A 13,962-nucleotide genomic window follows, 5' to 3' on the forward strand; every position below is an offset into this window, starting at 1 on the left:
CTCATTCCCCCCAAATGGTTGCATCTCCAACATATCTACACTTTAATAACAATAAAGCGTTTTCAAAACGGCGAATTGTTTCGAATACGGGGTGAATTTGTTCGATGGAAAGGCGGAATATCGTTCGCCTCTCGTCATTTTTGAGCAGTCTGTTCTCCCTTTTGTCCGCTCCTATATTGACTCGGTGTCATCCCACAGCAGCGCTTAAACCATTTACTCACATATTTCCCATCTACCATTCCAATTCGTTCAGCAATATCTTGCAGCGTCATCGCCGTGTTGAGCAGCAGATCCTGCGCCGTTTTCAACCGCATCCGGTATAGGAAGGTAACAAAATTCTCCCCCGTCACCTTTTTGAACAATGTACTGAAGTGGCTGCGGCTTAAGCCAACTCGATTTGCCACATCGCTCACCGACCATGGCTCACTCACATTATCCGCAACCAATAGCACGGATTGCATTACCGTTTCCGGCCACGAATTAACCCTGAGCTCGAATTTGCGCTCCACCTCTGCTGCTCGATGCAGCTCCTGTACCGCTTCCAGCCACCCCTCCATCCCCTTCAACGGGCCTCGTCTGCTCCAATGCAGCTGAGGGCAGGAGGATTTACATTCCTTCAGCAACTGCTCTACCTTCATCCAAGCAGAAGGATGATATACATAGAAGCAGCGATCGATACCGCATGGAATATACGAACATGGCCCCTTTGTTTCATGCAAAAGTGTATCTCCAAGGTACTTCCAGTACTCTCCGCCTCGATTGGAGGCCTTACCAGCAGAAGGAACTTGCTCGAAACTGTCAAATATTTTGACTAACATGATTTCATGAGGCTCATTCAGCCAGCTCCATTGTGTCTCCCAGCGTAGCTTCAACTCATGATGGAAGTCATTGCGAAAACCGCACAGCCACGCATAGAATGCCGCATTCCACTGCGTATCTTCCTCGCTGGAATCCGCGGAGCGAACAATTGGAGAAGACTGTTGGTCGCCGGCAAGCTCCTCTTCGAACTTATGTAGATAATAAGCAAGCTCCTCGTCTTCGAACGCCGTTTTTAACAAATAGCCTGACGCTCCAAGCATCATGCCTTTTTGTGCGTACTCGAAGTCGCGATGGCAGCTAAGCAGAAGCACCCTTGTTTGCGGCGCCTTTTCCTTTATACGCTTTGCCAGTTCAATGCCGTCCATCTCGGGCATCACGATGTCTGTTATGACAACCTCTGGTTCGTGAAGCAGGAAAGCTTCCCATGCCTTTTGACCGTTCGGGGCATCGGCTACGACTGCCATGTTGAATCGTTCCCAATTTACGGTTGCCATCAATCCTCTGCGAACAATACTCTCATCATCAGCGATCAGCACTTTAATAGGGCTGTCTGTCATTGGGTGCTTCCTCCTTTTTTGGCCAGCGTATCGCAATCGTCGTGCCGCTTCCTAATTGAGATTCGATACTTAATCCATATTCGGAACCAAAATGCAGCTTGAACTTTTGATCCACGTTGTACATACCAAGCCCATGCCTCTGAGTAGGGTCACTCGGAGCCTGCAGCAAAGCACATCGACGCTCCTCGCTCATCCCTTTTCCATTGTCAGTCAAGGTTAAGTACAGGTCTGAATCGTTGTCAATGAGACGTAGGGCAATCGTTCCATACCCATCTTCGAAAGCGTGGAAAAAAATATTTTCAAATAACGGCTGCAAGCTCATACGCGGTATGACTGCTGTCATCGCACTTGATGCGATGTCCACCTTATATCCGAATTCTCCCTCATACCGAACATGTTGAATTTGCAGAAAATGATCAATAAGCTCCAGTTCTTTCGATATCGGAACCAATTCCCGCGTCACATCCAAGTTCGCTTCTAGCACAATCGTCAAGTGAGCGATCATTTTCCTTATATCTTCATTGCCCTGCAGCCTAGCCTTCCATTGTATGGAGTTCAACGTATTGAACAATAAATGAGGATTGATCTGGTAGTGAAAAGCCCGCAATTCAGCTTCCTTTTTGAGCTGCTCTTTGGCGGCGATCTCCTTCACCAGTTCTTCGATCTGACCGATCATTTTATTAAAGCTGTTCGCAAGTGATCCAAGCTCATCTTCGTCCCGCACTTGGATTCGGGTTTTTAGTCGGCCAGCCCCTGCTGAATTCATCGATTCTTTGATCCGCTTAATTCTTCTTGTTACACGTGTAGAAAATAAATAGGCAAGGACAAGTGCGAAAAAGCCAGACAGTCCTAAACCGAATAGGGTGTAAGACTTAATCACGCTCGAAGGCTGATTAAAATATTGATAGGGAAGTCTGGCTTCAATCGTCCAGTCATTGATTTGCAGGCTCTGCTTCCATACAATATCATTCTCTTGCACAGTGTTGTCGCCTGATGAGCGATATATCGTCTGTCCGCTTCCGCTCGTGACCGTCACAATCGACTTCGTGTCCTCTTCGAACATGCGAAACAGCTCAATCAGCTTATCTGCGTTCATTTCAATGAGAATTTTACTGTCCTGCAAGGGCCCTGACTGGTTGCGAATCGGTACGACCAAGCCAAGCAGCTTCTGGTTCGGTGTATCTTTCTCATCCCGATAATGTAATGGCGAATAGAACCCTGCCCAATACTCTCCAGCATGATCGGCAGGTATTTGTTGCCACCAAGGCTGTTGGAACAAGACATCGACATTTAACATACTGTCTCCGTAGTAATATCCGGATTTTGTAATAATGAAGATCCCTCGATCATGCAATCTTTTAAGCGCTTTCAAGAAATCTTCCAAATCGTTTTTATCCTGCACCTGTGAATACGTCCTGGGAATCTCCGCAGAGATAACATTCTTATATGGATTAAGCAAATACGAATAAATATAGCCTGCAATCATACTCATCTGATTTAGTTCCGTATCCAGTTGGTATTGCAGCTGATTAACACTGTTCTGACCATATTTGCCGAACTGCTCTTGCAGAAGACGAGAGGATTGTTGATAAGAAAGCACGCCCTGAATCATTAGAGGAAGAAGCGATGACGCCAAGAAAAACAGCACGAGCTTCAAGCGCAAGCTTCGCCTAGGATTCGGCGGCATATTGGCCATCCATTGCTGTAGCCGATGTAAGACGCCAGACTGTGTCATATGAGTTATTCCAGTTAGCTTTTCACGCGGCGCTTCGATACGAATCATCCCCTGTTGCTCATATGGACTAGTTATGATGTGGATGAGCGTTAATGTTATGTGAAGTTTATCATAACCAATTTTAACCTGACAATGGAGACCGAGGTCCCTCTAATCATTTTGATCGAGACACCAATTAGGCAGATAGGACGAACAAATAACAATAGCTCCCGTGCGCGCTGAGCAGTAGGGAGCCTGTTCATTCCGTTCATTGGAGTGGTTGATTGACATATTCATTGGCCAGGATAAGGAACACACTGGAGGTCCAAGTAAAAGCCCGATCACGGAGTCCACAGCCAGTCTTCGCATCGAAGTTCTCTGCCATCCCGCTGCGAGAAGCCATGCGGCAGAAGCGAATTGCGGCCTCTTGTGCCACTTCCCGCTGCCCGCTGCGCTGCAATCCATCGATTAGCAGCATCATGACCGGAGCCCAGATTGGCCCAAGCCAATAGCCGTCCGGCTCGTAAAACGGGCTATTCAGACTTTCCGTAGCGAAGCCATTCGGGCTGAAGAATCGTTCTTCGTCGGCAACTGCCTTTACAAGTGCTTGCAGTACTGATTCTGGAAGGCGATCACCCAACAATATCGGCATAAACGGAATCAAGCTGTCCCCTTGTGCCGGCTCATGTGTGCCTGAGCGGATAGCCCTAAACTCCCCCCCCTGCCAAAAATGCTCCATCATCCGTCCGAGCAAACTGTTCGCAGCATTGCGCCATTCCGCCGCTTCATAAGCCTTGCCTAGCTGTTCCGCTATTTCCGCGAGCACCTCGAACTGAATAATTAAGTACGCCGACAAATCTGGACTTTCTATAGGACCAACACAGCGAAAAATCGTGCTATTATCCCAGCCGCTGTCATTGCCGTGATTGTACTGAGGAATTCCGTCATGATCGTCATCTCGGCAATTCATCCACCATTTGCTCCACTGTGCAAGCGGATCATAAATTTCACGCAAACGATCCGCATGTCTGAACCACTCATTGCGCTCCATCATCCAGCGCAGCGTCCAGCCATGAATAGGAGGCTTGCAGCAATTCCACAGCGCATACTTGTCATTGATGAAGTCTGGAAGCTGTCCAGATTCATCCTGCTTGTCGAACATGATCATGAACTGATCCCAAGCAAGCTCGGGTTGGTTGGCAGCAAGCGCCATTGCGTTGAAGCAGTGATCCCAGCTCCAAATGTTCGTCATCCAATTTTTTGACATATACATCGCAGGGCGTGATAAATGTCCAGCCTCAGGTACCACACACGACCATGTGATGTAAGCAGCTAAAGCACGCGCTTTCTCCAATTCCTCCAAGGCAACAGGCAAACTTTTGTCGAGCCATGCGTCAAATTCCTGCTTAATGCCTGCAACCGCCTCATCAAAGCAGCCCACTGACGCCAATGTCCGTATGGCTGGCGGCTGTATCCGATACTCTTCCAGCATCAGTTCCGCCTCCGCTGTCCCATTGTTGATTGCATCAGTCGGGCTACACTCCACTACAGCATATTTGCATCTGGATCGTTCCCATGGAGCATCTACCGCAAGCTCCCCTTGCAGCAGCGTAAGCATAAATCGCATTTCGGTCGTGAAATGGTTAACCTCATAGCGTCCATCCTGATGCGGCAGTACATAATCATAAGAACCAGCGACTAATGTCAGCCGAATCCCTGCTCCCCGAGCTCTTATCCGCATTGCGCCAGTCTCGGGCAGACATAATTCCGCTCTTCCTTGCCCGCCTTCTTCAAGGAGAGTCAAGGAAGAAGGAGAAGGATGAACTGAGTAAGGAACGACTTGATCTTCAGCCATCAGTTCCAGACGAAAAACAGCACCGCTCGTGTCATCTCCTCCGCGAACCGTACGGAAATACAAACCTTCCTCTCGCTTTCCATGCTGTGGCAAATACGATACCGTTAGAAAAGTTCCAAACCGGCTAAATGGGATGTGATGAATATCAAATGGTATGGTTGCCGACATCCGTTACTCCTTATCTGGCAGGCCTTTTGCCTGCCCTGTCTTCTTCAAGTAAGCTCGCCATGTAATGCACCACTCAGCCGGATTATCCAGCGATTCCTCGATGTTCTGATGCACTGTGCTGTGATGCGGCGCAGACTTGACGATCTCTGGCACGCTGCGAGCTTCCTCTGCAATATGGGCTAACGCTTGAATATACTCATCAAGATCATCCTTGGAGTATGATTCCGTCGGCTCCAGCGTGAACGGCTGCGGTACAATATATGGATGGTGACTCGTCCAGTAATGTAATCCGAAATCACACATTCTGCGCTGAATGTCTTCGGTCGTCACCCCTGTCTCCCTCGTCAGCTTCTCCCAACTGTAGCGAACTTGCTCAAGGCGTCCTCCTTTTACATAAGGAACGCTAGCGCCTGAGATCTGTAATATTTTATGGTACAAGTAATTATTGTTCAAGACAGCAATTTCCGCTACATCGCGCAGTCCTTTTGCTCCTAAGCTGCGAATCCAAGCATAAGCGCGCACAATTGTCTGTGCAACGCCATGGAAGCTTCTTACTTTGCCGATGCTCAGCTCTTGATTGGTGTGCAGTACGAAGCGTTCGCCGTCTCGTTCTACAATCGGCCCTGGCAAGAATGGCTTCAGCTGCTCTGTAACCCCCAGAGCGCCTGCAGCAGGCCCGCCGCACATATGAGGAGCCGCAAACGTCTTGTGCAGGTTGAAGAAGCACATATCGAATCCTGCTTCCTTTGCACGTGCAATACCGAGCAGACCATTGGCATTAGCTTGATCGTAATAGCAAATTCCGCCCGCCGCATGCACAATATCCGTGAACTCCTTTATGCGTGGATTGAAGATTCCCGTATCTTCCGGGTTGGCTACGACGAAGCCTGCCGTACGATTTGATATCGCTTTTTTAAGCTTTTCAATATCTGGGAAGCCATCCTCATCCGGATGCAGGGTAATAATCTTGTATCCCTTCACAGCCGCCGTTGCAGCCTGAGATGGATGAGAGAAGATCGTCGTAATCATTTCATCGCGCTGATCGCCTTCTCCATTCGCCTCATGGTAAGCTCGAACGATGGACGTCATCGCAAATAAGGCTTGAGTCCCGCTGCCAGGCTGGAATGAGAAGGCATCCATCCCAGATATTGCACGCATCGCCTCATCCAGCCGATAGATGATTTCCAGTGTTCCCTGTACCGTGCGGCTGTCCTGCAATGGATGCAGTTCCGTCAGCTGTGGATTGCGCACAAGCAGCTCATTGATGCGTGGAATGTATTTCATCGTGCACGTGCCTTGGCCAATCTCTATATTAAGATCGCTGCCAAGAGTTTCCTGCGACAAACGCAAGTAATGGCGAAGCACCTTCGCCTGACCAATCTCAGGAAGCTGCGGCGCCTTCGTGCGCTGCATCGAAGCTGGAATGTGAGAAATGACGTCGCCCACCGCTTGGATAAGCTCCTGCTCCGCCTCTGGAACGAGAACCCCGCGTTCTCCTTCCCGATGAAGTTCAAAAATGACCGGCTCATCCCATTTCGCCTGATGAAATTGTCTGACTGTACGATCCTTGCGAACGATTTGTTGCATTACTCATCACACCTCTCTGCCATATTCGCGGCTGCTTCCGACATACCTTCTGCGGATGTCCTTGTAAGCGAGCAGTTGATGTCCGGCTGTATCGTCTTATTCAGCAAAGCTGTGAGTTCGTCAACCAGATGGTCAATCTGCTCCTTCGCCATGACCTCGGTTACACAGAACAAAGCACTCTGCCCTATTTCAGGGAATGATCCGGACAGATCCAAGCCTCCAAAGATATTTCGTGTAAGCAGATGCTCATTGATCTGGCTAACCGTTAGACCTGTTGCCGTGAAGTCGATGACGAATTCCTTGAAGAAGGCATTCTCATAACGCAGCGCAACACCAGACAATGTGCTCAAACGAGCCGCTGCATAACGAGATTTCTGCATGATCGTCTCGCCTATCTCGTACATGCCATGCGGTCCAAGCAAGGCCAAGTAAACGCCAGCCGTAATCCCCCATAATGCAGTCTGTGTGCCAACAGACTCCTTTCCCTGCTCGCGCTGTGCGAAGGAGGTACGCTCATAAGCTACGTCGCCGAAGCCATACTCTCCCTCGACAACAGTTGGGACTATGCCGAACAGCCGGGACGGATACTCCATGACGAAGCGTTCTTCATCATGTACAGCAATAAAACCTGACTGCCCGCCGCCATAGTTCATACGAATGCCGAGCGGCTGCAAATCCCCGCAGACGATATCTGCACCGTATTGGCTTGGAGGGGTCAATACGCCGAGCGATATTGGATCAACGCCTACAACACTGATTGCCCCATATTCGCGAGCTAGGCGGTTGATTTCTTCACCCTGCCGCTCAATGATACCGAAATAATTCGGATTCTCTATATAGACAGCTGCCGTCTGATCAGACAACTTGCTCCGCAGATCATTCAAATCCAATAGTCCGCTATCCGATTCCGTTTGAACCGTGATGACGCGGATATGCGGATGCAAGTAATTTTTAATAATCATTCGCTTGTCAGGGCAGAGAATCGCTGGCAGGAGCACCTCTGTCCGTCCTGTCATCCGAGCAGCCATCCGCAGCGCAGTCGATGCAGCTTGCGGCCAGTCGAATGTCGGTACGTTGACAACATCCATATCGACCAGTTCAGCCACAAGACTCTGATATTCGAACAAGGCCTGAAATCTGCCATGATCCTCATAAGGTTCTCCGGCATAAGCTGTCACGAATTCCGATCGTTGATTGATCTCATCGCATACAGCCGGCACGAAATGCTGCCAACAGCCTCCACCTAAGAAGCTTGTAGCCTGCGAAGTGCTCACATTCGCCGCCAGCAAACGTTCAATATGACGCTTCAACTCAAATTCATTCAATGCGGGCGGCAAATCCATCTCCGACTGCATGCGCAAATGCTGCGGAATATCGCGATACAGCTCTTCAATGCTTGCAATGCCGATCTCCTGCATCATCTGTGCCTTAACTTTCGGAACCGTATTCGGAATATAAGGATGCACATTCGATTGACGTTCCTTCATGACGTGCGTTCTCTCCCTTCAATATTCAGATCAAGTGTTACGCCAGTCCCCCGCCGTCCACAACCAGCACGCTTCCACTAACCCATTGCGATAGATCGCTTGCCAGAAATAGTACTGCATTTGCAATATCCTGCGGTGTACCAATACGCTCCAAAGGTCTGCCTACGGCAGATGAAGCAAGGAATGCTCCCTCCTCGACCGCCAATTGTACGGCCTCTTCACGCAGCAGCGGCGTATCTGTATCGCCTGGACATACGCAGTTGACACGAATATTGTCCTTACCGAAGTCGATTGCCATGGCACGCGTCAAGTTCACAACTCCAGCCTTCGCAGCACAATACGCTGCGGCTTGATCGCCGCCCTTCAGCCCCCATCCAGATCCGGTATTAATAATGCTTCCGCCTCCTCTAGCGGCCATAACTGGAATCGCATATTTGGACAACAAGTACGTACCCTTAAGGGATACGTCCACGACCAGATCCCAATCCTGCTCCTCTAGCCCAACGACCGTCTTGCGACGAATGACGCCAGCATTATTGAACAGAATATCAACGCCCCCATACCATTCCTGTGTCAGGCGGACTGCACGCTCACAATCTTCCGCTTTCGTGACATTGCAGGACACAAATTGTGCTTCTCCCCCTGCATTTCGAATTTCCAGGACAGTCTCCTGCCCTTGCTGTTCTCCAATATCAGCGATGACCACATTGGCTCCGAAGCGTGCCAGGCATTGTGCCGTAGCGCGTCCGATACCAGATGCTCCGCCTGTAATCATCGCAGTCTTGCCTTTCAAGCCAAAAACATCTATTTGCTGCATCATGAATAGTCCCTCCGTTATCTGTTCAAGTTGTTACCCCTTCATCCCTGTTGTTGCAATACCGGTTACGATATAACGCTGCGCTGCAAAGAAGATAGCAAGCGGAGGCAAGCAAATCATGCACGTAACGGCCATAATCGCATCCATCTTCACCTCGTACATCCCTTTGAACTGCGACAAGCCCAGCGTCAGCGTGTACTTGCTCTGATCATTCAAGAAAATGAGCGGGCCCAAATAATCGTTCCATGTGCCAAGGAAGTTGAACACCGCAACGAGGATCAATGCCGGAGCCATAAGCGGTACAATCAGGCGGATAAACGATTGAAGCGGATTCGCGCCATCGATGCGGGCTGCCTCCTCAAGCTCTGGCGGAATCGTCATGATGAACTGACGAAGCAAGAAAATATAGAATGCCGAGCCAAAGAAAGAAGGAACAATCAATGGCTTCAATGTGTTAATCCAGCCAAGTGCATTAAATTCCATATATAACGGAATCATTGTCACTTCCCAAGGAATCATCATCGAGGCAAGCAAAATAATGAACAATGTCTTGCTTCCCTTAAATCGAAATCTGGCGAATCCATAGGCAACAAGCGCAGAGGACACAACCTGACCAATGAGTGACAGCACCGATACGATCAATGAGTTTTGCAGGAACACATCAAACGGTTGTGAATTCCATGCCTTCGCAAAGTTCTCGAAATGAAAGCTGATCGGAATCCACTGCGGCGGAAAAACGAACAATTCTTCGGGCGACTTCAATGATGTTGAGACCATCCAATAGAAGGGCGCCAAGAACAATACGGTAAAAAAGATGAGCAGTGCGTAAGTCGTTATTTTTTTCATCACAATCTCCCTCCTCAGCCTTTGCCGCCCTTCACTTCACCTTCGTAATACACCCATGCCGACGAAGAACGGAATACAAGCATCGTCAGAACAAGTACAATCGCAAACATAAACCACGCATTGGCAGATGCGTAGCCCATCTTGGAATATTTGAAGGCATTTTCGTACATATACATCGCATAGAAATACGTGGAATTGAGCGGGCCTCCCCCCGTCAACACCAATGCGAGCGTCAACTGCTGGAACGCAGAAATAATCGTGGTGATCAGGTTGAACAAAATGGTCGGACTAAGCATCGGCAGTGTAATTCGGAAAAACTGCGACACCGTACCTGCCCCATCAATTGCGGAAGCCTCATACAGCTCACGCGGGATATTTTTCAAGCCTGCCAAGAAAATAAGCATCATCGATCCCTGTCCCCATAAGCTGGCGAACACCATCGCTACAAGAGACCATTTCGGGTCATTCAGCCAATTCGGCCCTTCTACCCCAATAAGTGATAAGGCATAGTTCAAAATCCCGTATTCTCCGTCGTACACCCATGACCAAATCATCGCCAGCGCGACACCGGAAATAACGGAAGGGACATAGAACGCTGTTCGGAAAAATCCACTGCCTCGCACGTTGCGGTTCAGCAGTATCGCAAGTCCAAGCGCAATTAAAATGTTAACAGGCACAAATATAATGGCGAATTTCACTGTGACCGTTAGTGATGTCCAGAACAACGGATCATCCGTGAACATGTTAATAAAGTTATCCAATCCGACAAACGTCTTCTCCCCTACAATTGGCCAATCAAAGAAACTGATAATGAATGAAAAAAGGAGTGGACCGAGCGTGAATGCGAGAAAGCCGATTATCCATGGCATAATGAATAAATAAGGCACGGCTGCATGCATGCGAAGCGAAAACGATCGTTTTTTTCTCATATTCATAAGGGCTTCGTTCCTTTCTTTGTTGTTCGTGATCATAGGTTGCAGTGTAACAGGCGCTGCCGTTCGATGATGTCAGGACAGGATGCTCGGCTCTTCTATAGCACAGCCCTAATTTGATGGGCACATCGTAGGTACCATTGTAGATGAGATGTAAGCGTTTTTACACGGAAGGCTGTTTTTCATTAGGGGGGACTTTGTTCGAATATATTTTGCGGGACAGGCAGTAAGGGGGATTTTTGTTTGTTCCATGACGTTATTTTGTTCGATAGGAAAAAAGAAGACGTTGACGAGGATGAGTTAAGCAGTACATGCAGCCTCGTTTTTCACAGTAATGAATGTTTTTGCAAATGCAAACGGTTAATAAGCTTGCTGCGAAAAAAGGCCCGGTCAAGGTTTATCCTTGCCAGGCCTTTTTTATGTTGCGCAATATCACTTTGGCTCTTTCTTGATGAAAAACGATGCGATAATCAAAACAACGGCCAGCCCAATCTCAATATTGAACATTGTCCAGAAACTATCGTTAATATAGTAGAAAGGTTGGTTTACTGCTGTTCCTGTATCTTTCAACGTTCTCATGTATACGTAATCATTCCAAAACATAACCAGCAACAGATGCGTAAAAGCCCCATATAGAAGCCCTACTCCACACTTAAAAATAAAATCTCCTCCCCCAATTACGATGGCAAATCTGGCCCGTTCCATCTTAATGATAAAAATGATTTTTTGAATGATAAACCCAAAAGAATATAGCATATTATTCCAACCCATGACAGAGTGAAAGTACACTCGAATATAAGGAGGAGCCGAGCCGCCGCCCGATTCCAGGGCCAAGCGGAAGTCCATTACGTCAACCGTAACTGTCGGAACCAGCTCAAAAAAAGAAGCCTTGCAGCAACGATCTGCAAGGCTTCCAGCTTTCCTTTTATTTATCATGGTTCACGTCATTATCCACATCGGCAGCCTCCAGGTCTGGGGCATCCGGCTCGGCTTCCTGTGGTTCCTTCTCGTGCTGGAGAGCGGCTAAGATCGTATGCGCCAACTTCTCGCCAATCCCGATTTGTCGGAATTCCTCAACCGATGCTTCCCGAATCTTCTTCAATGATCCGAAATGCTTCAACAGATGCTTGCGCCGCTTCTCACCAATGCCCGGGATCGAATCAAGCGCTGAGACGACCATCGACTTCGCACGCCGCTCCCGGTGGAATGAAATCGCGAAACGGTGAACCTCCTCCTGAATGCGCTGAAGCATGTAGAATTCTTGGCTGTCCCGGCCAAGAGGGACAATTTCTGGCGGATCACCGGCCATCAACTGCGCCGTCTTATGCTTATTGTCCTTCACGAGTCCACAGACCGGTATCGTTAATCCAAGCTCGTTCTCCAGTACATCAAGCGCGGCAGACATTTGACCCCTGCCTCCGTCTACAATAATCAAATCAGGCATTTCGAGCTGTTCTTTCAACACCCGCTCATACCGTCTGCGAATGACCTCGCGCATCGTTTCATAATCATCAGGCCCCTGCACCGTGCGTACCTTATACTTGCGGTATTCTTTCTTCGCAGGCTTGCCGTCGATGAAGACTACCATAGCCGATACTGGATCCGAGCCTTGAATATTCGAGTTGTCAAAAGCCTCAATACGGCGGGCATTGTCGATGCCGACCGCTTCTCCGAGCCGTTCAGCAGCACGCAAAGTGCGATCCTCATTGCGCTCCTGCATCTTGAACTTCTCATCCAGCGCAACACGTGCATTTTCCATTGCCATCGAGATCATCTGCTTCTTAAGCCCGCGCTTCGGAATGTGCACCTTGACGTTCAACCATTGCTGAAGCGCCTCTGCACCGGCAATCCCGTCATCCGTTCCGTGATTTGCTCCCTCATCTATTTCCTCTATGCGGCTCTGTTCATGTTCATTGGCAATGGATGAGTCATCTTGTGTGTCCACTGAGTCATCCTGTGTATCCACGCCCGCAACAGATGAAGTGCCACTTGATTCCTCTGCCTCAGCATCGTTTTGTGCAGCAGATGTGTCGAACAGTTCCGAATCAGGAAGCAATATTTCCTTAGGCAGTGCCGGGTTCTCACTATAATATTGCGTCACGAACGACATGAAGTCCGCATACGCTTCCCCATAGAATGGGAACTTTGTTGCATGCCGTTCAATCATTTTGCCTTGTCGAACATACAAAATTTGAACACACATCCAGCCTTTATCTACAGCAAAGCCGAATACGTCGCGATCCAGTTGGTCGGATGTATTTATGTTCTGCTTTTCCATAATGGCACGAATCGCGATCAACTGATCCCGATATTCCTTGGCACGCTCGAATTGCATCTCTTCAGCGGCTTCTTCCATCTTTCGCTGCAGTTCCTTCTTAATCTCCTCATGCCCGCCGCTTAAGAACTTCGCGATCTCCTGCACCATTTCTTCATACTGCGCCTCCGTTACCTCATACTCGCAAGGTGCAAGGCACTGTCCAATATGATAGTACAAGCACACCCGATCCGGCAGTGTTTTGCACTTGCGAAGCGGATATAAGCGATCAAGCAGCTTCTTGGTCTGCGTAGCGGCAAATGCGTTCGGATATGGCCCAAAATATTTGGCTTTATCCTTCAGCACGCGACGTGTAACCTCAAGCCGCGGGTGGCGCTCATTCGTAATTTTAATATATGGGAACGTCTTATCATCCTTGAGCAGCACGTTATATCTCGGATGATGCTGCTTAATCAGATTACATTCTAATATGAGGGCTTCCATGTTACTGGAAGTGACGATATATTCAAAGTCGCGAATTTCCGATACCAGCCGCTGCGTCTTACCGTCATGGCTGCCATTGAAATACGAACGTACGCGGTTTTTCAATACTTTAGCCTTACCGACATAAATAATGGTTCCCTCACGGTTCTTCATGAGATAGCATCCCGGCGAATCAGGAAGCAATGCTAGCTTATTGCGAATTCGCTCCAATGCCTGTTCCCGTTCTGCAAGCTCCTCTGGCGACAGCTCCTGCTGCTCGTCCGTAGAATAACGTTCGTTCCAGCGCTCCTTCCAGCGCTCTACCCGCCAATTGGATTGGTTGTTGTCTATTTCGCTCATCGTCCTCCCCCTTTCCTCTATAATACGAATATATGATCCTATTGTATACGAGTGAAGACATAAGAAAAAGCCCTCCCGCAACG

Annotated in this window: 10 protein-coding genes; all 10 read right to left on the minus strand. The window is 48.7% G+C overall.

What is annotated here, in order from left to right:
• Positions 1 to 134: 134 nt before the first annotated feature.
• A complete protein-coding gene (locus tag ACQ5BJ_RS21840; RefSeq protein WP_005551032.1) occupies positions 135 to 1,376 on the minus strand; it encodes a response regulator transcription factor in 1,242 nt (413 codons plus the stop codon).
• Positions 1,357 to 3,159 carry a sensor histidine kinase gene (locus ACQ5BJ_RS21845; protein ID WP_005551033.1) on the minus strand — a complete coding sequence of 601 codons (1,803 nt, stop codon included), beginning with the start codon at positions 3,157 to 3,159 and terminating at the stop codon, positions 1,357 to 1,359. Before ACQ5BJ_RS21845 ends, ACQ5BJ_RS21840 begins: the two co-directional genes overlap by 20 nt.
• A 199-nt stretch (positions 3,160 to 3,358) precedes the next feature.
• Positions 3,359 to 5,113, minus strand: coding sequence for an amylo-alpha-1,6-glucosidase (locus tag ACQ5BJ_RS21850; protein WP_268599820.1), 1,755 nt, complete (start codon positions 5,111 to 5,113; stop codon positions 3,359 to 3,361).
• 3 nt (positions 5,114 to 5,116) lie between these two features.
• Positions 5,117 to 6,700 carry an aminomethyl-transferring glycine dehydrogenase subunit GcvPB gene (gcvPB, locus tag ACQ5BJ_RS21855; protein ID WP_268620017.1) on the minus strand — a complete coding sequence of 528 codons (1,584 nt, stop codon included), beginning with the start codon at positions 6,698 to 6,700 and terminating at the stop codon, positions 5,117 to 5,119.
• The gene (gcvPA, locus tag ACQ5BJ_RS21860) at positions 6,700 to 8,187 is read right to left on the minus strand and encodes an aminomethyl-transferring glycine dehydrogenase subunit GcvPA (RefSeq protein ID WP_268620016.1); all 1,488 of its coding nucleotides are present in this window, start codon (positions 8,185 to 8,187) and stop codon (positions 6,700 to 6,702) included. The genes gcvPB and gcvPA overlap by 1 nt, the downstream gene beginning before the upstream one ends.
• Positions 8,188 to 8,224: 37 nt before the next feature.
• Positions 8,225 to 9,007 (minus strand): SDR family NAD(P)-dependent oxidoreductase, encoded by a 783-nt coding sequence (locus ACQ5BJ_RS21865; protein WP_163978889.1) that lies wholly within the window; start codon positions 9,005 to 9,007, stop codon positions 8,225 to 8,227.
• 30 nt (positions 9,008 to 9,037) lie between these two features.
• Positions 9,038 to 9,850, minus strand: a complete 813-nt coding sequence (locus ACQ5BJ_RS21870; protein ID WP_430112356.1) for a carbohydrate ABC transporter permease — start codon at positions 9,848 to 9,850, stop codon at positions 9,038 to 9,040.
• A 14-nt stretch (positions 9,851 to 9,864) separates the two neighbouring features.
• Complete coding sequence (locus tag ACQ5BJ_RS21875; protein WP_430112358.1) at positions 9,865 to 10,785, minus strand: carbohydrate ABC transporter permease; 921 nt, start codon at positions 10,783 to 10,785, stop codon at positions 9,865 to 9,867.
• A 429-nt stretch (positions 10,786 to 11,214) separates the two neighbouring features.
• On the minus strand, positions 11,215 to 11,718 hold the full coding sequence (locus tag ACQ5BJ_RS21880) for a hypothetical protein (RefSeq protein ID WP_430112360.1): 504 nt from the start codon (positions 11,716 to 11,718) through the stop codon (positions 11,215 to 11,217).
• Positions 11,708 to 13,879 (minus strand): excinuclease ABC subunit UvrC, encoded by a 2,172-nt coding sequence (gene uvrC / locus ACQ5BJ_RS21885; RefSeq protein WP_430112362.1) that lies wholly within the window; start codon positions 13,877 to 13,879, stop codon positions 11,708 to 11,710. Before uvrC ends, ACQ5BJ_RS21880 begins: the two co-directional genes overlap by 11 nt.
• Between the last annotated feature and the right edge of the window lie 83 nt (positions 13,880 to 13,962).

The sequence above is a fragment of the Paenibacillus sp. B1-35 genome, from assembly GCF_050474385.1.
Taxonomy (GTDB): Bacteria; Bacillota; Bacilli; order Paenibacillales; family Paenibacillaceae; genus Paenibacillus_B; species Paenibacillus_B alvei.

What these genes read in the sequence shown, in the direction of transcription:
- ACQ5BJ_RS21845 (WP_005551033.1), bottom strand. Translation starts at nt 3,159, where the DNA reads ATGATTCGTATCGAAGCGCCGCGTGAAAAGCTAACTGGAATAACTCAT.
- ACQ5BJ_RS21850 (WP_268599820.1), bottom strand. Translation starts at nt 5,113, where the DNA reads ATGTCGGCAACCATACCATTTGATATTCATCACATCCCATTTAGCCGG.
- ACQ5BJ_RS21875 (WP_430112358.1), bottom strand. Translation starts at nt 10,785, where the DNA reads ATGAATATGAGAAAAAAACGATCGTTTTCGCTTCGCATGCATGCAGCC.
- gcvPA (WP_268620016.1), bottom strand. Translation starts at nt 8,187, where the DNA reads ATGAAGGAACGTCAATCGAATGTGCATCCTTATATTCCGAATACGGTT.
- gcvPB (WP_268620017.1), bottom strand. Translation starts at nt 6,700, where the DNA reads ATGCAACAAATCGTTCGCAAGGATCGTACAGTCAGACAATTTCATCAG.
- uvrC (WP_430112362.1), bottom strand. Translation starts at nt 13,879, where the DNA reads ATGAGCGAAATAGACAACAACCAATCCAATTGGCGGGTAGAGCGCTGG.
- ACQ5BJ_RS21840 (WP_005551032.1), bottom strand. Translation starts at nt 1,376, where the DNA reads ATGACAGACAGCCCTATTAAAGTGCTGATCGCTGATGATGAGAGTATT.
- ACQ5BJ_RS21880 (WP_430112360.1), bottom strand. Translation starts at nt 11,718, where the DNA reads ATGATAAATAAAAGGAAAGCTGGAAGCCTTGCAGATCGTTGCTGCAAG.
- ACQ5BJ_RS21870 (WP_430112356.1), bottom strand. Translation starts at nt 9,850, where the DNA reads ATGAAAAAAATAACGACTTACGCACTGCTCATCTTTTTTACCGTATTG.
- ACQ5BJ_RS21865 (WP_163978889.1), bottom strand. Translation starts at nt 9,007, where the DNA reads ATGATGCAGCAAATAGATGTTTTTGGCTTGAAAGGCAAGACTGCGATG.